22 protein-coding genes are annotated in these 23,615 nt (G+C 42.4%); 4 read left to right on the top strand and 18 right to left on the bottom strand.

Annotation, left to right across the window (positions count from 1 at the left end):
- Positions 1–189 precede the first annotated feature (189 nt).
- The 4 genes from ACGH6R_RS02560 to ACGH6R_RS02545 all read left to right on the top strand — a co-directional run bounded on the left by ACGH6R_RS02560 (position 190) and on the right by ACGH6R_RS02545 (position 8,849).
- Entirely contained in the window at positions 190–5,289 is a 5,100-nt protein-coding gene (locus tag ACGH6R_RS02560; protein ID WP_411598813.1) for an MG2 domain-containing protein, read from the top strand.
- A gap of 175 nt (positions 5,290–5,464) precedes the next feature.
- Positions 5,465–7,696: a penicillin-binding protein 1C gene (gene pbpC / locus ACGH6R_RS02555; protein ID WP_411598812.1), complete on the top strand. Its 2,232-nt coding sequence runs from the start codon at positions 5,465–5,467 to the stop codon at positions 7,694–7,696.
- A 15-nt stretch (positions 7,697–7,711) separates the two neighbouring features.
- Positions 7,712–8,164: a nucleoside-diphosphate kinase gene (ndk, locus tag ACGH6R_RS02550; protein WP_411590872.1), complete on the top strand. Its 453-nt coding sequence runs from the start codon at positions 7,712–7,714 to the stop codon at positions 8,162–8,164.
- A 40-nt stretch (positions 8,165–8,204) separates the two neighbouring features.
- Positions 8,205–8,849 (top strand): hypothetical protein, encoded by a 645-nt coding sequence (locus ACGH6R_RS02545; protein WP_411598811.1) that lies wholly within the window; start codon positions 8,205–8,207, stop codon positions 8,847–8,849.
- A gap of 710 nt (positions 8,850–9,559) precedes the next feature.
- Here ACGH6R_RS02545 and ACGH6R_RS02540 read toward each other — a convergent pair.
- The 18 genes from ACGH6R_RS02540 to ACGH6R_RS02455 all read right to left on the bottom strand — a co-directional run bounded on the left by ACGH6R_RS02540 (position 9,560) and on the right by ACGH6R_RS02455 (position 23,516).
- The gene (locus ACGH6R_RS02540; RefSeq protein ID WP_411598810.1) at positions 9,560–9,955 is read right to left on the bottom strand and encodes a tail fiber assembly protein; all 396 of its coding nucleotides are present in this window, start codon (positions 9,953–9,955) and stop codon (positions 9,560–9,562) included.
- Positions 9,956–9,961: 6 nt separating this feature from the next.
- The gene (locus ACGH6R_RS02535) at positions 9,962–10,603 is read right to left on the bottom strand and encodes a hypothetical protein (protein WP_411598809.1); all 642 of its coding nucleotides are present in this window, start codon (positions 10,601–10,603) and stop codon (positions 9,962–9,964) included.
- Positions 10,603–11,178 (bottom strand): YmfQ family protein, encoded by a 576-nt coding sequence (locus tag ACGH6R_RS02530; RefSeq protein WP_411598963.1) that lies wholly within the window; start codon positions 11,176–11,178, stop codon positions 10,603–10,605. Before ACGH6R_RS02530 ends, ACGH6R_RS02535 begins: the two co-directional genes overlap by 1 nt.
- Complete coding sequence (locus ACGH6R_RS02525; RefSeq protein WP_411598808.1) at positions 11,175–12,233, bottom strand: baseplate J/gp47 family protein; 1,059 nt, start codon at positions 12,231–12,233, stop codon at positions 11,175–11,177. Before ACGH6R_RS02525 ends, ACGH6R_RS02530 begins: the two co-directional genes overlap by 4 nt.
- Positions 12,234–12,244: 11 nt before the next feature.
- Positions 12,245–12,661 (bottom strand): phage GP46 family protein, encoded by a 417-nt coding sequence (locus ACGH6R_RS02520; RefSeq protein WP_411598807.1) that lies wholly within the window; start codon positions 12,659–12,661, stop codon positions 12,245–12,247.
- 4 nt (positions 12,662–12,665) lie between these two features.
- Positions 12,666–13,232: a phage baseplate assembly protein V gene (locus tag ACGH6R_RS02515; protein ID WP_411598806.1), complete on the bottom strand. Its 567-nt coding sequence runs from the start codon at positions 13,230–13,232 to the stop codon at positions 12,666–12,668.
- Positions 13,223–14,290, bottom strand: a complete 1,068-nt coding sequence (locus ACGH6R_RS02510; protein ID WP_411598805.1) for a phage baseplate assembly protein — start codon at positions 14,288–14,290, stop codon at positions 13,223–13,225. The genes ACGH6R_RS02515 and ACGH6R_RS02510 overlap by 10 nt, the downstream gene beginning before the upstream one ends.
- Positions 14,283–15,614, bottom strand: a complete 1,332-nt coding sequence (locus ACGH6R_RS02505) for a DNA circularization protein (RefSeq protein ID WP_411598804.1) — start codon at positions 15,612–15,614, stop codon at positions 14,283–14,285. The genes ACGH6R_RS02510 and ACGH6R_RS02505 overlap by 8 nt, the downstream gene beginning before the upstream one ends.
- Positions 15,614–17,437, bottom strand: a complete 1,824-nt coding sequence (locus tag ACGH6R_RS02500) for a hypothetical protein (protein ID WP_411598803.1) — start codon at positions 17,435–17,437, stop codon at positions 15,614–15,616. Before ACGH6R_RS02500 ends, ACGH6R_RS02505 begins: the two co-directional genes overlap by 1 nt.
- Positions 17,438–17,565: 128 nt before the next feature.
- Complete coding sequence (locus ACGH6R_RS02495; protein WP_411598802.1) at positions 17,566–17,904, bottom strand: phage tail assembly protein; 339 nt, start codon at positions 17,902–17,904, stop codon at positions 17,566–17,568.
- The gene (locus ACGH6R_RS02490; RefSeq protein WP_411598801.1) at positions 17,905–18,252 is read right to left on the bottom strand and encodes a phage tail tube protein; all 348 of its coding nucleotides are present in this window, start codon (positions 18,250–18,252) and stop codon (positions 17,905–17,907) included.
- 12 nt (positions 18,253–18,264) lie between these two features.
- Positions 18,265–19,731 carry a phage tail sheath C-terminal domain-containing protein gene (locus ACGH6R_RS02485; RefSeq protein ID WP_411598800.1) on the bottom strand — a complete coding sequence of 489 codons (1,467 nt, stop codon included), beginning with the start codon at positions 19,729–19,731 and terminating at the stop codon, positions 18,265–18,267.
- Positions 19,731–19,910: a DUF2635 domain-containing protein gene (locus ACGH6R_RS02480; protein ID WP_411598799.1), complete on the bottom strand. Its 180-nt coding sequence runs from the start codon at positions 19,908–19,910 to the stop codon at positions 19,731–19,733. Before ACGH6R_RS02480 ends, ACGH6R_RS02485 begins: the two co-directional genes overlap by 1 nt.
- Positions 19,903–20,454 carry a phage protein Gp37 gene (locus tag ACGH6R_RS02475; protein WP_411598798.1) on the bottom strand — a complete coding sequence of 184 codons (552 nt, stop codon included), beginning with the start codon at positions 20,452–20,454 and terminating at the stop codon, positions 19,903–19,905. Before ACGH6R_RS02475 ends, ACGH6R_RS02480 begins: the two co-directional genes overlap by 8 nt.
- Positions 20,454–20,900, bottom strand: coding sequence for a gp436 family protein (locus tag ACGH6R_RS02470; protein WP_411598797.1), 447 nt, complete (start codon positions 20,898–20,900; stop codon positions 20,454–20,456). Before ACGH6R_RS02470 ends, ACGH6R_RS02475 begins: the two co-directional genes overlap by 1 nt.
- 4 nt (positions 20,901–20,904) lie before the next feature.
- Positions 20,905–21,420 (bottom strand): HI1506-related protein, encoded by a 516-nt coding sequence (locus ACGH6R_RS02465; RefSeq protein ID WP_411598796.1) that lies wholly within the window; start codon positions 21,418–21,420, stop codon positions 20,905–20,907.
- 10 nt (positions 21,421–21,430) lie between these two features.
- Positions 21,431–22,312, bottom strand: a complete 882-nt coding sequence (locus ACGH6R_RS02460; protein WP_411598795.1) for a Mu-like prophage major head subunit gpT family protein — start codon at positions 22,310–22,312, stop codon at positions 21,431–21,433.
- Positions 22,302–23,516 carry a phage protease gene (locus ACGH6R_RS02455; RefSeq protein ID WP_411598794.1) on the bottom strand — a complete coding sequence of 405 codons (1,215 nt, stop codon included), beginning with the start codon at positions 23,514–23,516 and terminating at the stop codon, positions 22,302–22,304. The genes ACGH6R_RS02460 and ACGH6R_RS02455 overlap by 11 nt, the downstream gene beginning before the upstream one ends.
- Positions 23,517–23,615 lie beyond the last annotated feature (99 nt).

Genomic DNA, 23,615 nt, shown 5'->3' with positions numbered 1-23,615 from the left:
TCATCTAATGGCAATGATTTCTATTAACAATATGTTTTAATAAAAGATAATTTTTTTATCAGACATACTTGAAGAAGTGGCATTGTCTTTAAAAACAACTTTTGCCAAACGTTTTTAGGCAGTGCATAATATAGATAATCGAAAAATGTTGATAATGTAATATTTGGAATAGAAAATAGGTGAAAAATAATGAGCTTTATTAAAGGGTTAAGCGTATTGAGCTTAATTTTGGTTTTAATCGGTTGTGATAATAATAATAAATCTTCATCGATAGCTAATGAAAACAAAGATAGTCAGACAACAACTCAATCTGTCAATGACAATACTTCAAAGATTAATTCGAATCAAAATAATCAAACTCAAAGTATATTTACTGTTACTCCTGAGTTAAAAGAAAAATATAAAAATAACCCTTTTACTGTCCTTGATACCTCAGAAATGATACTTGATGGTTCGAGTACTTTAGTTGTTACGTTTTCTGTTCCGGTTAACCCTAAACTCAATTTTTCCAATCTTCTAAGACTTGTCGATAAGGAAAAAGGAACGGTTGATGGCGCATGGGAGCTTTCAAATAACGGTTTGGAATTAAGGCATCGATTCCTTGAACCGAATCGTAAGTTAACCTTGACCATTGATAAAATGCTATCTGCTATCAATGATAAGAGTTTATCCTCAGTATATCAAATTGAAATTAATACCCAAAATCGTGAGCCTTTTATCGCTTTTTCAAGTAGTGGAGTATTATTACCCAGCAAATCCATGAATGGTTTACCAGTTACGACACTGAATATTGATAAAGTCGATATTAATTTTTATCGAATCAAACCAGAAAAGTTAGCTAAATTTATTACGAATTACGGATTTATAAACCGTTATTATACTTGGCGTTCACAAAATTTTGAAGAATATATGGATTTATCTTTTTCTTCAAGGTTTGATCTCAATCCTACACCAAATACTCAAGAAACACTATTGCTGGATTTATCTAAGTTTTCAGAAATAAATAAAGAAGGCATTTATCTTGCAATAATGGATAAAGCTGGATCTTATAATGATGAATTGCCTGCCACATTATTTTCAATCAGTAATATTGGGATAGCTATTCATGCTTACAACAATGGTAAATTATTGGTAATGACTCATGGATTAGATAATGGCAAACCGTTACCAAACATAAATTTATCGCTACTTTGTGTTAACTCCTCAAATGACAACAATAATAATTGTAATACCCTTTCATTCCAAACGAATAATGAAGGTTTTGCTGAGATCACATTACCAGAAGGATCTAATTATTCTTTATTAACAGCCGATGATGGAAGCCAGACTTCATTTGTCACCATTAATCGTAATGCCCTAAATTTAACGGACTTTAATCTATCTGGTTCAACTTTTTATTCAAAACAATTATTTATTTTTGGGCCTCGCGATTTATACCGTCCTGGTGAAAAGGTTTATTTTAACGCATTATTACGGGATGCTGACGGACAACAATTACCTGATCAACCAATCATGGTTGAGGTGCTCTCTTCTGACGATAATGTTATAGCAAGTGGTTACGTAAAAAAAGAACCAGACACGCATGGTTTATATCAAGTTGAGTTCACGATACCAAATGATGCGCCAACAGGTAAATGGTCACTTCGTATTAATGTCGGTGATGACAACTATCGTTTTTCTTATTTTAAAGTAGAAGAGTTCCTGCCAGAAAGAATGGCAATGGAAATCAAAGCGCCTTCTAATGAACCTATATCATTTGATCAAGACGTGGAATTTAGTATAAAAGGTTGGTATCTCTATGGTGCACCAGCTTCTGGGAATAAATTGAATGGTAGGAACTATTATAAAAATTTAAGAACTGTTCAGGGATTAAATGATTTTAAAATCGGAAATGTTCAAGGTGAGACAGATTATACTGAGTTGTCTGAAATTGATGAAACTTTGGATAATAATGGTAAAACAGAAATCAAGCTTAGTGCAGATCAGTGGGCTCGTGTAAAAAAACCTATTAGAATCGTGACAAATATAAGTTTATTGGATTCGGGTGGAAGACCAGTTACTCGTTATGCAACTCAAGATATTTGGCCAGCAAATCAACTTCCCGCTTTACGTACTTTATTTAGTGACGAACCTTATTACAATTGGCAGATGGATACTTATAGTCAGCGTCCAACTGTTGACATTGGCGCTTTAGCGGAGTTTGAAGTCGCTTACGTGAATAAGCAAGGTGAAAAACTTGCTACAAATAATTTAATAGCCCGTGTAGTGCGTGAGCGTCGAAATTATTATTGGTCTTGGTCTGATGGTAGTGGTTGGGAGCAACATTCAACTTTAAAAGAGTTTGTTGTTTCAGAAAATAGGATTTCCATTGATGAAAACGCTACAGCTAAAGTCAGCTATCAACCTGATGATTATGGGGCATATCGAATGGAAATTGTGGATCCAAATACCAATGTAGTAAGTAACATTCGTTTTTGGGCTGGCTATGACTGGGAAGATAATACTCAAGGTACAAATAATTTGCGTCCAGATCAGGTAAAATTGAGTATAGACAAAGCATTTTATTCGGTTGGTGATACAGCAAAAGTACACGTACAAGCGCCGGCTGCCGGTTCAGGTTACATATCACTTGAAACCAACGATGGAACATTATGGAAAAAAGAAATTACCGTTGACGATGAAGGTCTTGAAGTTGAAATTCCAATTAATGATTGGAAACGTCACGATATTTATATAAATGCAATGATTATCCGACCATCGACGAATGCTGAAGTACAAACGGTTAAACGGGCGGTTGGTCTACTTTATTTACCGTTAGACACGTCAAATCGTCAATTAAATATCACGATTGACGCACCGAATAAAACCGAGCCAGAAAAAACCGTTCCAATTAAAATAAAAATGGATAAACAAGCAATTAATAAAGATCAGACCGTAACAGTTTTAGTTTCTGCGGTAGATGCAGGCGTGTTGAATATAACTAATTTCGCAACGCCCGATCCTTATACCTCATTTTTAGGACGTAAACGATATGATGTTGATCAGTATGACGTATACGGCAAGTTAATTGAGGCAAAAGGACGAAACATTAAAATGAGTTTTGGTGGTGATGCGGTAGCCGCAGGCGGTAAAAGACCATTAACGGAAGTAAACATCGTTGCTCAACAACTCAAAACGATCCAATTAAATGAAAATGGTGAAGGAATTGTTGAGTTAGCATTACCAAATTTTAATGGAGAATTACGTTTAATGGCGCAAGCATGGGATGACAACCGCTTTGGTAAAGCTGAGCAAGCGATGATTGTTGCTTCTCCTGTGATTGCTGAATTGTCTATTCCTCGATTCATATCAGGTGGAGATCGTGCTGAATTAGCATTAGATATCCATAATTTGACTGATACAACTCAAACCATGAAAATTGATGTCGCAACCTCAGGACTGGTTTATCAAACGGAATCGAAATCTATCAATCTTAAGCTTGATACAAAGCAGAAAAATATTATTCAAATCCCTATTATTGCTGATTACGGCTATGGTCAAGGAACCATAACAGTCACCGTAACAGGAATTAAATTGAATGATGGATCGGATTATAAAATCAACCGTTCATGGAAATTAGGAGTCAGGCCTGCCTATTCTGCAACCTACAAAAGTTATGTTGAAGCAATTGATGCAGGTGAAAGTTGGATGCTATCCCCGTCTAATTTAGATAATTTAATTGATAATACTGTTAGCGCTCAATTAATTGTTTCTAATCAGCCACCGTTAAATGTTGCCCAATATATCAAAGAATTGTTTGCGTATCCTTATGGATGTCTGGAACAAACTACAAGTGGCTTATTTCCATCTTTATATGCTAATAGTGAACAGCTAGCTGCATTAGGCATCAAAACCGATTCGGATGAAGAACGTCGTCAAAATGTTCAATTAGGGATTTCTCGTATTTTATCAATGCAAAGAAGCAATGGTAGTTTTGGTCTTTGGAGTAGTGAAAGTAATGAGGAATATTGGCTTACTGTCTATGCCACTGATTTTCTACTTCAAGCTAAAGAACGAGGTTATCAAGTGAATGATAAAGCACTCAATTCAGCGATGACACGAATTGGAGAGTATATCTATTCCTCTTCAGTTCTTGATAACATGAGATATTATTATCAAAATTCAGATAGATATGATCATGTAGAGCTTTCGATAAAAGCTTATGCGTTAATGTTAATGGCAAAACAAGATAAAATTACTTCGATAATGCGTAATGAAATTAAAAATCTATCTCGAAAAATTATAGACAACAACATAGCGTTATCTCCACTACCTATAATGCAGTTAGCATTAACGGCAAAACTTACCGGTTATGAAGAATTATATCGAGCTTTGATGGAAGAAGTGAAAAATACAAATTACGAAAACGACATTAATTATTATGGTGATTACGGTAGTGAACTTCGTGATGACGCTTTAGTATTAGCGATTCTTGTTGAAAATAAAATTGGTACGAATTTGCAAACTGAATATCTATTTAAATTATCTGATTTATTAAGTGACAAACGTTATCTATCAACGCAAGAATTAAATTCACTGTTTATTGCGGGATGGTCGTTAGAACAAAGCAAAAGCACACAGAAGTTTAAAGTAGCAGTGAATAATGAAGTCACTTCGGCTAGTGGGTCATTTAAACGTAATTTTAATTTTAACGATATAAATCATGGATTAACTATCAGTAACCCACAAAATGATAAACCGCTATATATTAAATTAACCGTATCAGGTTATGCTAAAACAGCGCCTGCACCAACATCAAATGGGAACATCTTAAGGATCAGTCGAAGTTATTATGATATGAAAGGCAATCCTATTATTCCTACAGATGTAAAAGTGGGTACAATGATGCTTGTCATCTTAGATGTAAAATCGCGAGAAAGAATTCAAGATGCGTTAATTGTTGATTTCTTACCTGCTGGATTAGAATTGGAAAATCAAAATCTTATAGGCAGTAATGTCAGTTTAGATTCTATTCCTGGGTTAGCCAATTTACTCAATAATCAAGATAGTAGTCATATTCGTTATCAGCAATATCGTGATGATAGATACGTAGCGGCTGTTGATATCCAAAATTATATCGGCAGAAATTTGTACGGTGAACGTATGGCTTATTTAGTTAGAGCAGTGACGCCAGGTAGCTATATGGTGCCTTCACCATTTGTTGAATCAATGTATCGTCCGGAAAGATTTGCGATTGGTCAAACACTAGATATGATGACAATATTTCAACCTAAAATTAAAAATGATTAGTAGTATAAACTCATTAAATTAATAATCTTTAAAACATCCGCCAAATAAAATTGGCGGTGTTTTTTGTGTAAAAATCTCTGTTAACTCCTGAAATTAGATAATGACAATGAAGATAATAAAACGCCTTTTTAAACTTCTTATTTGGCTATTCATTTTCGGATTTTTTGGGTTAATTATGTTTCTCATCGCTGATTACCTTTTTCCCATATCAATTTCAAAAAATAAACCTACTCAAACAATAGTTGCGCAAGACGGAACACCCTTGTGGCGATTTGCTGATGAAAATGGTATTTGGCGTTATTCCGTAAAACTCGATGAAGTTCCTGATTATTATCTGGATGTTTTATTAAATTACGAAGATCGCTATTTTTATGAACATGTTGGGATAAACCCTTTTTCTTTGCTTCGTGCTGCTTGGCAAAATATCAATAATGATAGAATTATATCTGGTGGTAGTACAATATCAATGCAAGTTGCCAGATTACTCTATCCTCATGAACGAACGCTTTCAGGTAAATTAAAGCAAATATTTCGAACTTTACAACTTGAACTGCATTACAGTAAAAAAGAAATACTCACGCTATATATTAACCATGCTCCTTATGGGGGAACAATAGAAGGTATTGGGGCTGCGAGCTGGTCATATTTTGGTAAAAAACCCAGTGCGTTAACTCGTAGCGAAGCTGCTTTATTAGCGGTTTTACCCCAAGCGCCAAGCCGATTAAGACCGGATAAATATCCAGAGCGAGCCAAACAAGCACGCGACAAAGTCTTGGATCGCCTAGCAACATATCAAGTCTGGACACCAGCAATTATTGAGCAAGTTAAGCAAGATGAAGTGTGGGTACATCCTCGCAAATCCCCACAACTAGCACCATTGCTATCTTATCGTTTAAAGCAGCAATATCCTAATGATGAAATTATTCATTCAACTATTGATCCATCACTTCAATATCATCTTGAAGATATGGTATTAAACCGCAAAAAACAGTTACCCCCTAAAACATCGCTTGCGATATTAGTTGTCGATCATACTGATATGACGGTGAAAGCATATTTAGGATCAGCGGATTTTAATGATAAAGAACGCTTTGGACAGATTGATATGATCAAAGCACTACGATCACCAGGCTCAACATTAAAACCCTTTATCTATGCTTTTGCGATTGATGATGGAATGATTCATTCTGAATCTTTACTGCAAGATGTGCCGCGTATAAGTACTGATTATCGACCCACTAATTTTGACGAAGATTTTAACGGACCCGTCAGCGCCTCAAATGCACTGCGAAAATCCCTTAATCTTCCGGCAGTACAGCTTATTGAACTCTATGGTCCAAAACGATTTGCAGCTAAACTTTTTAGCGTGGGGTTGCCATTGATTTCACAAGGCAACAATCCTAATATCGCTTATATTTTAGGTGGGGCTTCGTTAAGAATGGATAATTTAGTGAGTGCTTACAGTGCCTTTGCTCGACAAGGTGAAGTTAGCCCATTAAGATTTACTCAAAATGAACCTATCATTAATCAACCGTTTATTTCTGAGGGTAGTGCATGGATCACAAAACAAATGCTTATTAATAATAATCGCGTTTATTATAAAACAGGCACCAGCTATGGATATCGAGACGCATGGGCTGTCGGCATCAATCCTCGTTACTTAATTGGAGTATGGGTTGGTCGTCCTGACGGAACACCAGTAATAGGTCAATATGGTGCAATTACCGCTACCCCAATTTTGCAACAAGTAAACTCAATATTATTAAATAAAGAAAATCGAATTAATCGACCGTTACCAATTTCGGTTAAACCGGACTCGGTCACATCAGAAAAAATATGTTGGCCTACTGGACAAATATTACCTGTAACAGATGCTAATTGTCACCGTCAAAAAACGGCTTGGGTATTAAATAACATGATTCCACCAACGCAAAATTCATTAAATGAACTTAAAACTATTTATCGCACTGGTTGGATAAATGTATGGATTAATGATCAAGGAAAACGTGTTGCGCCTGATTGTGCTGGTGCTCAGAAAAAAACAATAGCACTTTGGCCGATAGCACTGGAAAACTGGTTATTACCGAAAGAGCGAAGAAATTCACTTATTCCACCAATCGATAAAGATTGTCCTATGATGGAAAAAAATATTTTTTCTACATTAACAATTATCGGAATGAAAAACCAGCAATTTGTTAAATCGCTACCGGGACAAAATCAAATAAATATCGAACTGTTTGCCGAAGGTGGAGTGGGCGAAAAATGGTGGTTTCTAGATGGAGAACTTGTTGCCCAATCAACTGATAATGATAAAATCGCATTAACAATCGTGAAAAAAGGACAACATCGATTATTATTACTCGATGAAAGTGGACAAATAACACGAATCCAATTTACTTCAGATTAACAAGGATAACGCACAATGGCTATTGAACGTACTTTATCAATTATTAAACCCAATGCCATAAAAAAACATTTAATGGGCGAAATAGAAACTCGAATAACTCAAGCAAATCTTAATATCATTGCAATAAAAATGCTTAAATTGACCCAAACACAAGCAGAAGGTTTCTATGCCGAACATCAAGGAAAACCGTTTTTCAATAACTTAATTAAATTTATGATCTCTGGTCCGATTATAGTACAAGTATTAGAGGGTGAAAATGCTATCAAACGTTATCGTGATCTTATGGGCCCAACGGATTTATCAAAAGCCCCTACAGGCACATTACGTGCAGATTTTGCTGACAACGTAACTGAAAATGCCGTTCATGGTTCTGACTCATTATCATCAGCTGAAAAAGAAATTGCCTATTTTTTTGTGGACAGTGAAATCGTCGGCAGCGACCATGTTTCCCCGCATACACAAAGATAAATCACCGATATAACCCAAATTACATAGCGTTAAAACAAAAATGATAAAACACCTTTTCTTATCTATTTTTTTATTTCTGGTAGGTAGTTATACAACAAATAGCGAAGCTAATAATCTAAAAAAGTTTTCAATAAACTTTATAGAAAAAAAAAGCAGCGCAGAAGAGTTCCGTCATATGAAAAAAATTTATGACCCAATGATTGAAAAAAATGATAAAAGATTCATAAAAACAGAATTATACCTAAAAGTGAACAATAAAACCTATGTAAATAATTTGAACGATAACGAATCCATGAAAATTCATGACTATTATGGTTATTGGAAACCCTTGAATAAGGATATTATTACAGTTTCATCTTATGAAGATAGCGAGGTTAAAATTCAGGATAACAAAAATAATACCATTACTTTACAAGGAATACCCTATATAAATAAGGCAAAAACGCATTTTACTACCTTTTATTTAGATTATGAAGGATCAAAATCAATTATAGACTTATACAAGATTAAACATGATCATATAGAGCATAATTTTTGTTTCGAAACAGAAAAATGGATTATTTGGGATTTGGTTTGGAATGACAATATTCTATACATAAAAGTCACGGATACTATATGGAACGAAAAAGGTTCTTTTAGTACTGATTATAAATATAAAAAATTAATTATTGAGGAATTTAATTAACCCCCCAATGAAAACAGTAAAAGCTATCTTATTGTTACTTCTAAAAGCATAACACCTTCTATTAAAGGTCAAAGAATAATATAGATTGACCTTAAAATTTAGGGCATGTGACTAAATATACAAATCAAAAGGGTCATAGAGTATCGTAATCAAAAAAACTCGTTACAATAGTGTAATTGTTACCACAAGGAATATCCTTCTATAAATAATAATAATCAAGATGAGAAAACGCATATTTTAAGTGGGACATGACTAGATTTCATTTAAAAAATAATAATATAAAAGGGCTCGATTACTACCCAGTAAAGAGATAATAAGCCAAAAATTTACACAGTTAAGCAGTGCCACAGAAAAAATGACTAAGGAATATGCCGATCAACTCACTATTGCGTGGTGCGAACAAAAATTATAGAAAAAAATGTCGTACAAAATTCCTTACAAATTACGCTTAACATTATGATAATATTATAAATTTAAGCCGATAATGCTTAATTATCAATTGCTTAAAAAAGCATCAAAAAATTTGGTAGATTTTTTCACCTTACTATTTTAATTAATAAACAATAAGTTATAATAAGTGTTCCCTGTATACACAGGGATAAACCGCAAGATACAACTGATGTAGCGCGCCCGCCACAACGAAAATAAAATCCGGTCAACGCGACAACCCAAATTATTATCGCACTAACCGAATTTACCAATAGCAAAACTTAGACTGGCTGTTCTGGCCATTCTATTTCATGACCAACATCAGCATCAATTTTGGATAGCGCAACTCGATATCGTCTCCACTCTATTAATTGAGCTATATCATTATCAGTGGCCTCACTGAATTCAACAACATCCTGTAGTATTGAGAGCTGCTGACTGGCATAGCTAATTAGCTGGCTCTTTCTAGCTTTATTCACCGCCCTGATTTCATCGGTATTCAGAGTGGGTTTAACGGCTACAGGAGCACCATTTTCATCCGGCTTAATAGTGAACCCCTCTGACTGTTTTTGCATTAATTCTGCGTGTAATTCTGCAGTTATCTCAACCGATTCACTAGGAATCTCATTAATTTCGTTAACATAAAACCCGTTATTTGTCGCATTGTAATAAATCACGTTATCCTACCTCCCGATAGCCATCATTTGCACTGACGAATCTGTATACACACCGTCATTTTTACCCCAAATTCTCACGGACGATAGCGAATTCGGAACTGCGCTAACAGAGTGACAGCCGTTATATCCATCACCACACATCACAAAATAAAACCCTGTTGGAAACGCCACCGGCAGTGAAACAACCGTGCCGATCTCACCGTGCCCTGCGTGGTAGCTAGCTCTGAAATGCTGAATAATTAACCCATCAGCGCGCCTCAAAACAGTGGTGGACGGCGTCACCTCATACACAAAATCCGATTTAACCACCACATCAGAACCATTGAGCATTGGGCGTCTCGAAAAATTGACGATTCTGTCAACCTGATAATTTACGTCATCGGATTTTTGGGCTGGCAAAAACGCACCAGCTGACACCAACGACCTGACAGCCGCACTCAACTGGCCTAGCTCACTTTTTACAGGCTGAATCCCAGCCGCACCCAATACATTCAGCAATTCAGCCTGAACAATATTAAACCAGTCTGCGCCAGGATAACTAGGTGGTGTTTGAGTATCTCCCTCAGTAAACCACTTTTCCATTCTTGATGACGTTTGTTTGATTGTCGGCATTACATCGATGCCACTATTGTTATCTAGGTGAAACATCACATCTCCTCGTAAATTAAATTGACGTGCGCCGGCTTATATCGTTCCAGCAGACACTCCAAATCGCCGTAATCGCTGACCCGTAGATAGGTTTGAACACCGTCTAATACTGTCATGCAACGTGACGCACGGTTAAAAACCTGTACATACGCCACCCACCAGTTACGCCACGGATTCAGCGGATAATTCACACTGCGCAGACAATGATGGGGGTGTTTATCCACTATCTTAATTTTATACCCTCGATCAGCCGCAATTTTTTCCAGAAATAGGGCGCACAGCGACGGCGACATCCGCAGTTTTGCAGATAGCGCGTGGTGGCGCGTATCGATAGTTGCTGTTTCGTCAGTGGTACAGTCAGGTAGTCCCGCAAACGCCTCCCATTCTGCCAGTAACCACATTGATTCACTGGGCAACACCTCCCGCAATAGCGATTCTGCGGTTGATTCAACACGTGAAAATTCGTGACCAAATCCCAATTGCAGTTTTGCGTTTTCGCTACCTGCCTCTTTATTCCACGCGTAACCATTTGGCAGTAATTGCAGTCCAGCACGCTGATAGTCCAACGGTGTCATAGCCACGTAATTACCCCTAACACAGCCAGTTCGTCGTTATTCACCTCAACGTCCTCGACCAGATTAATTCTGTGGTCAATAACGCCTGTTGTATTTGAAACTGCCGCGCGTATGTGGGACAGGTAAAAATTTTCGCCCAATTGTGATCCATTTAACAATTCAGTCAACGATTGATGAACTGCGGCTCGCGTTTCGGGCGTGTCCGGAAATAATCGGATCTGCGGGTTAATCGGTTTGATTACTGGCGCACGAACAATTAACTCTGCCGCTGGTGGTTTACCCTCAAACTGATTTGTAACCGGATTGACGTGTCCATTTATATGTTCACGCACACGAGCCAGATCGCTGTCAGTGGGCACAATATTCGGTCGTTCATCCAGCACAAACAGGACTATCACATAATTGCAATACATTGGCGCCGGAACACACCACGCACGCGTAACACCGGCGCATTCTCGTGCCCACCGGATATAGTCCCACCGGTTACCACCCGACGGCGGATATTGGACACGAAACAACAATCGCGTACGCAACGAGCTAATGCTTTCAATATCAGCGCCCCCAGTCAGCCCCGCTGAATCCAAAATTGCCGCACTCTCAACGTTTGCAACAGGCGAAATCAATTCAAATTTAGTGCCGCCAGCCATATTACCTAACGCGCCCTCAGTCACAGCAGTAACCTCTACTGTCGATATTCCCGCACCCAACAGGGCAGACTGAACGCACTCAACGATAAATCCGGATTCTGTTTGCCACTGAGTGCCCGCAGTAATTGCAGCATCCCCTCGAACAGTCAATTTTAATCGCCCTGACGAGCGGGCGGGCATTTTTCGTTGAACCCCCCAAAACTGACAAAACAGCAGCAGGATTTCGTCATCAGCGAGATGTGGCACAATCTGACGCGATATCCAACCCAAAAACTCATACAATCCGTTCACCTGCCCCGCGTGGGCCATCGCAATTGATTCAATCAATAACGACTGAATTCCGACGGCACGGAAATCCTCCGCCGTCCGTTTAATTAACTCCGTTAATCTGGGTGGTGTGTACGACATTTAAACCTCATCTAAATACTATTTAAAACTGCTGTAAACGAATACTCCGGAACGTCAGCGTCACTCAACAGGACAGGTCGAACCGTCAACATTAAAACGCCACGCGACGGATTTGTTGCAACGACCTCGACGGATTTTACCAAATTCTCCTCGACCATCCATTGCAGTGATTCTGCAGCATACTCCTGTGCTCGCCGCAGGACTGACGACAGCTGCTTTTCCCGACTGAGTAACCATAAACGTGAGCCAATTTTTCTGTTACTGAACGTATCACCCCACCAACCACGACGGTCTGTGCCGCCGTCTGGCAGGACGTCGTCTGCGTGCGCTCTGGCATCTGTAAACAGCGATATGATAATATTCGTTAACACCTCATTACCGTGAATATAATCGATATCTGCCGCATAGGCATCCCATGTCAATTGCATCACATTACCCAACCATTGGTTTTGACGTTGTTGTCCCGCATTTCTGACAATAGTGCACGTGATTCAAAAAACTAACGTTGCCACTGATATGATCTGATGCGGTGCTCGTACCTGTTGTCACGCTATATCCACCCATAATACGCACGTTCCCCGTAAACTGGGTTTGCGGCGTTTCAAACAAAATTAATTCATCAGCTATTACGTGCAAATTTTTGCACAACATTTTTACTAATTGCTCCTCTGTCAGTAGTAGGTAGTGCCCCTCAGCATGATAAACAGCGCTGTCTGCAATTTTCAGGTCTTTTAGCCTAGCGGTTTTGTTATCAACAGCAACAGCGACCAGATGCTGGCGTTTTCCGCCCACAGAGAGCATTATCGCCTCAGAGCCCGTCGGTGGCACTGACGTGTGCCCGTAGTTCTGAAATCGCTCAACATCGTCAGCTGTTTCACCGGATAGCAGACTAACCTGCACGTTTTGCTGTTTGAACGAATCGTTGACAATATTAACAACCGCACGCGAAACCAATAGCTGCAGCTTTCGCTTTAACTGACTAAACATTTTTATCTCCATATTGCACTCCGCTTTTCTGGCTCTGCGGGGGCGAGAAATCCGTCGCGAGGCATCAACAATAATTTTGTTGTCATACCATCGTCGTTACCGACGCCGAACTCAACCTCTATAATCAGCAACTCCTCAGCAAACAATCCGTACGTTTCAGCGGTCAAAAAAACCATGTGGTTTGGCAGCCACAAATTGACGTCGTCATACAGCCAACCCTGAACGGTAACTGAAAACTGCTGTCCGTGTGCGGCGGCTCGACGACGCTCCCAGTTGGCCCGTACCGTCGCACTTTTTTTATTGAGGTTATCGTCAGATACGATAATTGTAGGGCGGTAACGGGTGACCAACTCATCAACAGCGTTGGCGTAAACTGCGGTTGACTGGGTTGCGGTTTGAGTTTCACCCCAAATTGCCCCCCCCGCACAATCACCGATAACTCGATACAGACTAAATCTGTCGCGCCACGAGCGGGTTATACACAAATTTTTGATATTGTCACCTAACGTTAATATGGAGATGTTTTTTTTGCCCGCTCCCGTGAATACAAGATTCCCGTAAACGTCACTGGTCAGTATAACCCCTCGTTGACGCGTAGCTCTGGCCAGTATCTCAAACACGGTTTCGCCAGGCTCTATCTGCAGCCACCTAAACACCTCTCCAGCCTCGCCATCGTCCACATTCCAGACAACATTAATACCGAACGCCCCACACAAATCCGTCGCAATTTTTTGTAGCGACGCATTGCGCCAGCGTCCCGAGGCGTGAATTGCTGCACAATCAATTAGGTCGGCGACTTTGTCTCGACCTGTAACCGTTATTGTGTGCTCGGTATCACTAATATTAATTACGACGTCATCGATATATCCCGTTATTACTCTGTTATTGTTAATTTCCACGTAACATTCAGCACCGACCTGAATATTTCCGTCACTGACAGTAATTTTTGACGTGAGCTGCAGACTAAACGAGCCGCTCATATCCTCAATACCACGCGTGATACGCACATCTGTCCAGCCACTATATATCAAATGGCCAATATAGAGCTCAACAACTGGCCCGTTATTCATTCTCAATCACCTCATAGCTAGTGCCACCAACTGCAAACGTTGGGTGTCTCAGTCCGTTTCTGCGTATAAACTGCCCAACAGGGGCAGCGTTACCGGTCTCACGATAAAGAGCCACCAGCGCTGGCTCGGTTTGCGACAACGCGATAATTTTGCCAGCAGGCAGCCTTATCGATAACGCCTCCAGCTGGGCAACAAACGCCTGCCGAACGCCCCTGAGTGCCTGCGCTGATTTATACCAATACGCATCGCTACTAGCAATAATCAGTTCCTGCAGTTTATTGCCGTGCTCCCCGATTACGCGCTGGCAGTCGTTATATGTCACAATAATTTCTGGCTGCTGCGTTTTGACGGCATTAGCCGCGTCCTGCACTGCGATTTTTGCAACCTCAGTGGCGATAACCATATCAACCAGCAACTGCAACGCGTCGGTTACGACATTTCTGGATTTAGTCGCAGTCGCATTTTTGACATTTAACTCAACTGATTCGAGTATTTGGGTGGTGCTCGCACCTGATTCGACCAGCAGTGCTGCGGGTGGTGTTACTATATTCCGACGCGCCAGCCCCAATTGCTCGACAACCTGATTGGTATTTTTATTTTGCCTGTTATCACGACACAATTCCTCGATACCACCCAACAATCCCCTCAGCTCACGAGCTACAATCTGGGGGGATTTAAACAAATTCCTCAGTGACGCCTGATACGATTTAACTCTGCCCAGTAACGACGACAGACCAGACCCACCAACTGCGCCACGAATCGCGTTGGTGATACCGTTGGCGATTGCCTCTCCGTACGCCAGACAGTCCTCGATAAATAACACGGCCTCACCAACAGCGTCAAAAACACGAACAAAATCACTCACCAGACCCTCACCGAGAACGTCAGACAGTGCGCCCATTATCGATATACCGTTTGGTGTGGCGACAGGGGATTGTTCGTCCGTATCCGGAACAAACGTTACAGAAAAATAAACAACACGCTGTTCGCTAGCGACCGTTCTGGAGCTCCACTGCTCAACGTAAACCAACTGGGTCTTGAAATCTGGGTGCTGTAATTCACCCGATTCCGAACTATCCAGTGCGTCAATCAGCGTATCAGCCTGCTGCCTACAATCGTCACCCACAACAACAACGTTAATTGTTGTTGACGCAGTGGTTCGCCCCATATTCTCGACCAGACCAACGTCGCGCAACGGATATTCGTGCCGGATCAGCCGATTGCCACCCGTGCGCGCCGCTTCATCGATAACGTAAAACGGCACCCCACGAAACGATCCTCTGCCGATGTTTTTTGTGCCACCTCCCCTCAAAATATCCAGCATTAATACGCCCCCCCACCGTACATACTGTACGTTTTACCTGTATTAACAACAATATCAGTGCTGGCAATATTATCGACCGATTTTGTTTTAACCGTCAGCCCGTTGGCGGGCTCGATTTTCAGTACAATTTCTGAACGACCGTTATTTGCACCAGCCAGAATTGGGATATTGCCGTTAACCGCTCTGTTCGCGCTAGCCCCTGTCGGAACTACAGCGTCGATTGCCGACGTGAGCGCGTGAGTTAATTTTCTGTCAAAATTTTGCAGCGAATTATCTATTTCAGGATTAAACAGGTGCCTGCGCCATGTTTGCTCGTTACCCAAATCGTAAAACCTCTCAGGGTGCTCACGCATTTCCTGCAATCGTCGCAACTGGTGGGTCTCCGGCAGCTCATCAATCGACGGTCTGTTTATCAGTAATTCGGCAGCAGCTGCAACGACATTGAGTGATTTTGCGTTATTTCGCCCAAAACCAACCCCCCCCCTCCGATTATTACCACCAGCGCCCGAAAAATCACTTGGCCAGTTGGTTACGAACACAGGTGTCGCACCAGCTGACGACACCGCCGAATCAATAGCGCCCCCTAATTTGTGGCCACCCAGCATATTTTTAATACCTCGATACCCCCTATAGACGTATCTCGCAGCAATCGCTCCACCAATAATTTTGGCACCCGTTTCGAGTTTGCTGGTGTACGCGTCTAGCTGTTCAGGGGTGAGAGAGTTGATTGCATCAGCCAGATCCTGGATCGGTTTAGCCAATTTTAATTGCGCCCAGCGCTCCCCAGCGTTAGTTAGTGATGTCAGCGCACCATTGAACGTATTGATGTTTTTTGACGTCTTGCTCTCCAGTAAACCGTCCTCAATTTTTACACCGGCCAACAGCTTTTGTTGCTGCTCAGAATTTGCAAATGCCTGAGTTGTTTTTATCAGATTTTCAGGGAATATGGTTTTTAGGTTATGCTCTTTGAATTTTGAGCGATTGCCAATTTCTAGCAGCAGTTGAGCGGGGTCTTTGAATTGTAGTTTATTTGCATCTGAATAAACATCAATTCCGTTTAATTTTAATATTTGCTGAGCCTTCTTATCTTTGATGGTGTCGGCAAATGATTTCAACGCTGATGCGGCATCGGCGCTATTACCGAGTTGGGCATCGCTCAGACGCTGAATTGCCAACAACTGCATTAACTGCTCTGGCGATTGCCATTGAGTGTTTTTTGTCAGCTCAACAATGCCCGCAAATTGCTCCCTAATATTCCCTGTGCCAATTTTCGACGCCGATGCAACACCGTTAAATAATTTATTAATATTGTCAGATGTAACACCTTTATTCATTAATTGTGCAACATGCGCACCAGCTTCATCTGCATTTAGCCCAAGACCCTTTATAGCTTTAGCAATATTATCAACATTACTGATACTGCCAGACACGTCATTAGTGCGCTCTAACATTTTGTCCAGTGCTGTAATTACATCGCTGTACGGCATTTTGTATGCTGCGCCAGTTGCGTACACGGTATTTAAAAGGCCGTCAGATTGTTCAGCAGTGAGATTGTAACGCGTGCCAAGTTCTGTAAGTTGTTGTTGCCAATCGCCAACCTTTTTTGCAGCCATTACTAAGCCACCGCCTGTTGCAAATCCGACCAGTTTATTGTCAAATTTATCTAACATCCTGTTTGACGCAGACATTGCTGACGACAACATTTGCATTGAACGGGAGCCCGTCCGGCCCATCGCTGAAATTGAGCTACCAAACGATTTGGCTCGCTGTGCAACGTTACCAGTTAAATCAACAACAAATTGAGCCTTATTTTGCACTGTCATTTTTAAACGTCCACATTAAATACCGATAAAACCGATTTAACGGCAACCCCAACACCCAATCTGGGGCTGCATTTACACGAGCGCTGAGCGCGAGCGCTGCCCGTTCGAGCCTGCGAACGAGCATTAGCTTATCGCCCCTCAGCGCTATATTCAGCCACCTCTACAACCGGATTATTGAGTGCGTCGTACGCGTTTCTCAGCAAATTGTAATCGGTCAGTGATAACGATTTGAGTTGGCCCATTGATAGCGGGCCATCTAAATCACCAATTTTTGCAACACTACGGCGGTACAACTCGGCGGACATAACCGCAGCGCTCGCAATGAGCTGATGCCCCTGTGGCGTCAGCTTAACCTGTTCTGCAGCCATCTCACTATCGAGCAGATCACCCGTAGTTAATCTGCGTAACGTTAACGTAGTGACACGCTCATCTCCGATTTGTAAGCCGCTCGTTAATTCAATCTCCATTTAAATCTCCTTTGCCTCGCACGACGAAAAACCACAACTGATATTCCCCTCACTGTTAATACTGGCGTTACCGTTCGACCACGCGTTCGGCATTAACCATTGTCTGCCGGCGTCAGGCGTGATAGTAATTGTCGCGTCAGTTATGTTATTCAGCTCGTCAACTGAGGTGTCCGCACTATTGGGGATTGTCAGATTGACCACTGCCTCTGTCGGTGTCTGATTAAAACCGTATACCCGCGCACCCTTAACCGGTTGACGTGTAAATCCACCAGTTGTAAATGTTGCACCAGTCAGTGATTTAATTTCACGGCCATTGATTCTAATAACCGCGGTACCCTGAAATTGCATAATTCCCCCTAGTTACAGTAAAAATTGAATTGAATGTGCGTAAATTCGGAACTGATTAACCAGATCGTCATTGCTCAGTACGTTAATTCGATTTCTGTCGTTAGCGTCACGCTCCACAATCAATGAATTTTTATACGCGTCAAAATTTTCGACCAATCCTGCTGATTCCAATTCGGTGAATAGCGCAATTAGCTCAGCCCTGATAACTGACGGCGTGACCATCGCCTGACCAACACCAAACCGAGTACCGTCGTCAGCCAATTTATGACGTGGAAAACGCTGCGTGATGCGCGCCCGTATTGCGTAGCGTATATACGACAACGTTTTAATAGTCTCAACATCCAGATAGCTCGAATCCTCGACGTTATATTTATTCACGCGATACGTCGTGATAACCCGATCTAACTGAACAGCCCCGTTGGCGTTAACGTTATACGCGCTCAGCCCGTCAAATAAATGCAAGTTTCGCTCGTTCCACTGCCAGCGATCGGCGACCGCTGGCGGTTTAATACCCGTCAACTCCAGTGTTTGGACAGGTCGTGCCGGATCTATATTTAGCGCATACGTACACACCGCAGCGTTAACAGACGCCCAGATATACGGCGGCTCTGGCGATATATTGGTCGGTATACAGGTAAACAGATAATCGTTGCGTGATAACGCAAATGTGCTGGCCTGTGCGTGTGTGCCACGATACGCAATCCAGCACAGACCGTCAATTTGACGAATACCGCCCCAGCGCGATTGCAGCTCCTCACTGAGTAAATTCAGGTTATTGGTGTCCGTAAACGGATTAACAATATCTGTCCACCACGTGTCACCCAACGCCGCAATAGCCTGCGATACGTCCGGATTACCCACACCCCCAGCCATACCTGAAACGTCAACCGCAATTCCTGCCGGCACCGTTTCACCTGTAAAATAATTAACACGAACATCCACGTCGTTACCCGTGATACCACCCCAGCGGCACGTCAGTGTCACCTCAGAGCCAGATACACTGGCTGTAACGGGCAGGGCGGCATTAGCGTTAACCGCTGTAGCAATTTTATTTGCAATTGTTGCGGACGTATCGTTTGCACGAGCGGTCACGGGAACCCGCACACCGGCAACTAGTAGCGCAATTTGTCCAGCAGCGCTACACGTGCCAGTAACGGTTATTTTCCCCGTCGCACACACTGGGTCGGCAACGTCGTCGAGCGCCAGTGCGTATAAATCGCTGTAGGGATTTGCGCGCAAAAACGCACACAGCATTTCAGAGAGCATCGACCCCCGACCAAACGCCGTCACGGCCTGCTCACTACGTGTTATACGAACAGGTTGACCGGCAGCAACACTTCCTGTTGGCAGACGCAGACCTAGCACCAGCGTTTTATTATTTTTAACCGGTGTTCCTGTAATCGCCTGCGAATTATCAAATTCAACGTACGCCAGCGGTACACGCACCGTGTTGGGTATTGTATTAAATGAAACTGCCATTATTCAGCTCCTCTATTTTTCTTCTTTGCTGGCTCAACGACTTCGATGTCGCCATCGTTCAACCTGCGAAGCCAATAACTATTTTTGGGTTTTAATTCACCGCTTTCAGCCAGTGGATCTAATGTCTCGGGGTCACGAACTGTGACGCCGCTAACGGGTTTAATAAAAAATTCAGTCATTATTATTGTCCTGTGGCAATGTATTTAATGATTCCCAGTTAGGGGTTACTGATATAAATTTGTGATAATAGGTAACAAAATTGTCGATTGTATGGTGTTCGTCATCTGACGGCAGCGGCACGTCGACCGTGAAATAAACGCCGTAAACGAATAACCCCCGTTTTGCTGATAAATCGCTGAACAAATTCGCCGATTGAGCAAACCGCATTGCACGCGCAGCACAATTGAATTGCCGATTATTGAGCAGCCTGATCAGATAGTCGTGAATTAAAAAGGCTCGTTCAGGCTCAATTCGAACCCCGTTTAGCACGTTAACTGACACGAATAACGCCCACGTTTGACGCACGCAATCGCGTAGATCGCTCTGGGAATTACCGATAAACGCGACGTAAATTGCAGGTGCCACCCTCAACAACGTGCGCAGTGTCTCGTCAGTCCACGCACCACCGAGCGCCTCAACCGTTTTTATTTCACCGGTAAAATGCTCTCTGACACAATCGATTAACTCCCGCTCCAGCGCAGCAGTAGGGGAGAGCTGCCTCATCAGATAAACCCCCTCGAACGACCGCGAGCCCAGACCGAGCCGGCGCTGGTGATTACTGCAACCTCGCCAACCTCATCCAATTTCGAGTTATCAATCGACAACCCCAAACTGATTTGACCGGATGCCACCCGCTCCAAAAACCTAACAATATCGTCCTTGTCCTTTTCAGCTTTCTCTGTTGCAACATTGTCAGCCAGATTGTAATACGCCAGTACGCACGCAGCGCGGACTAATACAGCGGGGATTTTGTCAATAGGTAGCGTAACTCGCCCACTAATATATCCGTCAATCGCAGCTGACGCGTCCAGAATTGCATTGTTAATGATTTGTTCACGAGCCTTTGATAGCTCACCAGTTTCGGCATCAATATCAATTTTATTGTCAGCCAGCTGGTTAATAACTGTTTTGCTGTATCGGTTATACATATCCTGCGCTGTTGCGTACATCGTTTTATTCTCCAGATTTTGCGTTTTCGATCGCCTCGACCACCGCGTCCCTTTCTAACTCATTGTTACCGGTCACCTCACGCCATTTTGCAATTCGCGGTGACCCGTCCCGATTGAAATACACCAGCGAATCGCCTTCTGCTAGGGCTACCACAACCGCCTGAGATAGTTCAATATGCGGTTGAGGAATTGACGGAGTCTCAACATCGTCCTCGTCAGCGCCTCCTGAATCCTCAGTCGCACCCGTAGTTTTTCCGCTGGCACCACGCGATTCCAGACCTGTTGAATTACCAGTAGCGTCAGTAGCAGGGCGACCAGCATCATCAAATATTTCATTAATATCTCCCCCCTCAATAATTGTTACGGTCAGTGCAGAATCTGTTTGCAACGCATTAATCTGCTCAACCGTCAAATTCGTAAATTTATTTTCACCTCGACTGAGGGTTAGCCCCGCACGTCGATAGCCGTCATGACGAGTATTAACAACCTTAATACCTACAACACTGCTTATGCTTCTCATTAAAAACCTCCTAATCCAGCCACGGCACAACCAACACGTCGACAGCTCGATAGTTGATGTTGCTTTCACCGTGAACTTTATTTTCAGCATCCACTACTCGTTTGGCTGCAGCACGATTTTTAGGGCCAACAACTAATAGATTAGGATTAATACCCAGTTTTCGCCCCTGCTCAGATTTGAACCCCATCATCGCTGCAATCGCGTCGTTAAAATTATCCTCAACTAGCTCAGCCTTTGAACCAAATGCCTGCTGCCAAAAACCAAACCCCGCCGCAACACGAGCGTCAACACCATAGAGCAGCTCATCGGTCATAAAAACCCTATCACTGGTTGCGGGGTCATTTTTTTGTTGCAGACGATATTCACGTCGATTCTGAAAAATTAGCGGTTTTAGTGGTCGGCGTGTATCGAGTAAAAACCACGGTGCCCCGCTACCAGCCTGCATATTCGATACGCTCGCATCACCGACGGGGTGTTCTGCATCAAAAAAATTCTGCCCATCGTAACATTGTCGCTCAAAACCCTGACTGATTAATCCGAACGTCAGCTCGTCCGGATGTGTTGCGGCTGCATATCCCATGTCCTGAAATTTGGGCATTAATAACCCGTAGTTATCGTCCTCAACGTATTCAGCCGGAATCCCTTCGGTCGCCTCAAATTTAATATTAGTTAATGTGTACCGGTTGGCCGACATTTTTTTTACGTCACGCTCACCAACCCACTCTCTAAATCGAGCAAATTCACCGATCCAACTGTAATCCTCGGTCAGATTATTTGACGGCACAACGGTCGCTATTTGTTGATACAATTGCTGATACGAGCCCCGACCACTATTAAATGCGGTATTAACAGCTGTATAAATTGAACGCAAATTTTGCGGGTTAATCTCCATTAATCATCTCCTGTTTGGTTTTCAAATAATCGTCCCGATTGACCCCAGTCGCCGCAATCACCTGCAAATCAGACGCTGTCAATTCCGCCTGCGAATTTGATTTACGTACCGCGACTGTGCTGGTTTGACGCGCGGTTAGTGCAGCTAGAGGGCGGCGTCCGTCAATCAGTGCGCTGAGCGCAGCTATACCCTGCTGGCGAGCCACTCCATGATAGTAGGGCACCTCGCTAGCCAGAATTTTTCCCTGATTGCGTGCGTTATTAATTAACTGCTCCGCTGATAGCTGAGCGTTATTTGCGCTCAATGCGGCCAGCTGGCGCATTGCAGCTCGGTACGTTGGTGCCGGCACATATTTGCTCAGGTCAATACTGGACAATTCCGCCTCCGCAATCAGTTTTTCAGTTTCGGCGATTTCGTCAGCGTTCTCCGCTACAATATCCTGTGCCCGCTCGGCGATTGTACTAGAGCCCTCTGTCGTATCGACCACCTCCTTAATATTTACAGCCGCCTCAGCCGTCGTTTTCAAATTAGCAATAGCCTCAACGGCCTGTTCCGCATAGCGCTGAACATTATCGGCAGTGATATCAATATCGTTGTCTGACGAAATCACGCCTAGCGATTGCAGAATTGTTTTTAACAATTCATTCATTACATCCCCCTCCAGTTGGTCATTATTAATAAATTCAGCAGTGAGTGCGGCCAGCGATTGGATACCGAGCAGGCCCGGATCGTTTGTGATTGCCGCCATTCTCAAATATATTGGTTGCCCCGTCTCCCTATCGTATTCAAATACAGCCGACAACTCGTTAAATTCTCGATTATCAATCTCAGCTCTGGCAATTGGTGTCCAGTGTGGGCGTATATAAATACCGTCAGAGCGCCATTTTACGTCGTCGGACGGGTGCGCAATCCACCCAGCAGCAGGCGTCTTCTGCCCGTGTTCCTGCCTATGCAGCGTTAAATGGTCGTAATCAATTAAAATTGGTTTGTTGTTGCTCTCAACAATTGTTTTCTGAATAAACGCTGCTGCCACAGCCTCATCCAGATACCAGTGTCCGTCAGGTACGTCAAACGGTCTGCCGTCACGAGCCCTGAATTTTCCAGCTGGCAGCAGTTGATACCAGCCGTCGTTATCTGACGATAAATTTAGGTCTGCCGATAAAATGGCAACGCTATTTTTTGTTTGGTTATTTTTCGTTTTCATAACGCCAGAATAGCGGGTGTGATTTTTTTTTGGATTTGTGGTGTTTCAAATATTTTTTAACAGACAATATATAGGAGAGGGGGATATTGCAGAGATAGA

It is taken from the genome of Gilliamella sp. CG13 (genome assembly GCF_046635805.1).
GTDB classification, from domain to species: domain Bacteria; phylum Pseudomonadota; class Gammaproteobacteria; order Enterobacterales; family Orbaceae; genus Gilliamella; species Gilliamella apicola_I.
The sequence above is the reverse complement of the archived record's forward strand: the minus strand, read 5'-3'. Positions and strand labels throughout refer to the sequence as shown.

Excerpts from the sequence above, each read along its gene's own strand:
- ACGH6R_RS02560 (WP_411598813.1), top strand. The coding sequence starts at position 190 with ATGAGCTTTATTAAAGGGTTAAGCGTATTGAGCTTAATTTTGGTTTTA.
- pbpC (WP_411598812.1), top strand. The coding sequence starts at position 5,465 with ATGTTTCTCATCGCTGATTACCTTTTTCCCATATCAATTTCAAAAAAT.
- ndk (WP_411590872.1), top strand. The coding sequence starts at position 7,712 with ATGGCTATTGAACGTACTTTATCAATTATTAAACCCAATGCCATAAAA.
- ACGH6R_RS02545 (WP_411598811.1), top strand. The coding sequence starts at position 8,205 with ATGATAAAACACCTTTTCTTATCTATTTTTTTATTTCTGGTAGGTAGT.
- ACGH6R_RS02535 (WP_411598809.1), bottom strand. The coding sequence starts at position 10,603 with ATGTTTCACCTAGATAACAATAGTGGCATCGATGTAATGCCGACAATC.
- ACGH6R_RS02530 (WP_411598963.1), bottom strand. The coding sequence starts at position 11,178 with ATGACACCGTTGGACTATCAGCGTGCTGGACTGCAATTACTGCCAAAT.
- ACGH6R_RS02525 (WP_411598808.1), bottom strand. The coding sequence starts at position 12,233 with ATGTCGTACACACCACCCAGATTAACGGAGTTAATTAAACGGACGGCG.
- ACGH6R_RS02520 (WP_411598807.1), bottom strand. The coding sequence starts at position 12,661 with ATGCAATTGACATGGGATGCCTATGCGGCAGATATCGATTATATTCAC.
- ACGH6R_RS02515 (WP_411598806.1), bottom strand. The coding sequence starts at position 13,232 with ATGGAGATAAAAATGTTTAGTCAGTTAAAGCGAAAGCTGCAGCTATTG.
- ACGH6R_RS02510 (WP_411598805.1), bottom strand. The coding sequence starts at position 14,290 with ATGAATAACGGGCCAGTTGTTGAGCTCTATATTGGCCATTTGATATAT.
- ACGH6R_RS02505 (WP_411598804.1), bottom strand. The coding sequence starts at position 15,614 with ATGCTGGATATTTTGAGGGGAGGTGGCACAAAAAACATCGGCAGAGGA.
- ACGH6R_RS02500 (WP_411598803.1), bottom strand. The coding sequence starts at position 17,437 with ATGACAGTGCAAAATAAGGCTCAATTTGTTGTTGATTTAACTGGTAAC.
- ACGH6R_RS02495 (WP_411598802.1), bottom strand. The coding sequence starts at position 17,904 with ATGGAGATTGAATTAACGAGCGGCTTACAAATCGGAGATGAGCGTGTC.
- ACGH6R_RS02490 (WP_411598801.1), bottom strand. The coding sequence starts at position 18,252 with ATGCAATTTCAGGGTACCGCGGTTATTAGAATCAATGGCCGTGAAATT.
- ACGH6R_RS02485 (WP_411598800.1), bottom strand. The coding sequence starts at position 19,731 with ATGGCAGTTTCATTTAATACAATACCCAACACGGTGCGTGTACCGCTG.
- ACGH6R_RS02480 (WP_411598799.1), bottom strand. The coding sequence starts at position 19,910 with ATGACTGAATTTTTTATTAAACCCGTTAGCGGCGTCACAGTTCGTGAC.
- ACGH6R_RS02475 (WP_411598798.1), bottom strand. The coding sequence starts at position 20,454 with ATGAGGCAGCTCTCCCCTACTGCTGCGCTGGAGCGGGAGTTAATCGAT.
- ACGH6R_RS02470 (WP_411598797.1), bottom strand. The coding sequence starts at position 20,900 with ATGTACGCAACAGCGCAGGATATGTATAACCGATACAGCAAAACAGTT.
- ACGH6R_RS02465 (WP_411598796.1), bottom strand. The coding sequence starts at position 21,420 with ATGAGAAGCATAAGCAGTGTTGTAGGTATTAAGGTTGTTAATACTCGT.
- ACGH6R_RS02460 (WP_411598795.1), bottom strand. The coding sequence starts at position 22,312 with ATGGAGATTAACCCGCAAAATTTGCGTTCAATTTATACAGCTGTTAAT.
- ACGH6R_RS02455 (WP_411598794.1), bottom strand. The coding sequence starts at position 23,516 with ATGAAAACGAAAAATAACCAAACAAAAAATAGCGTTGCCATTTTATCG.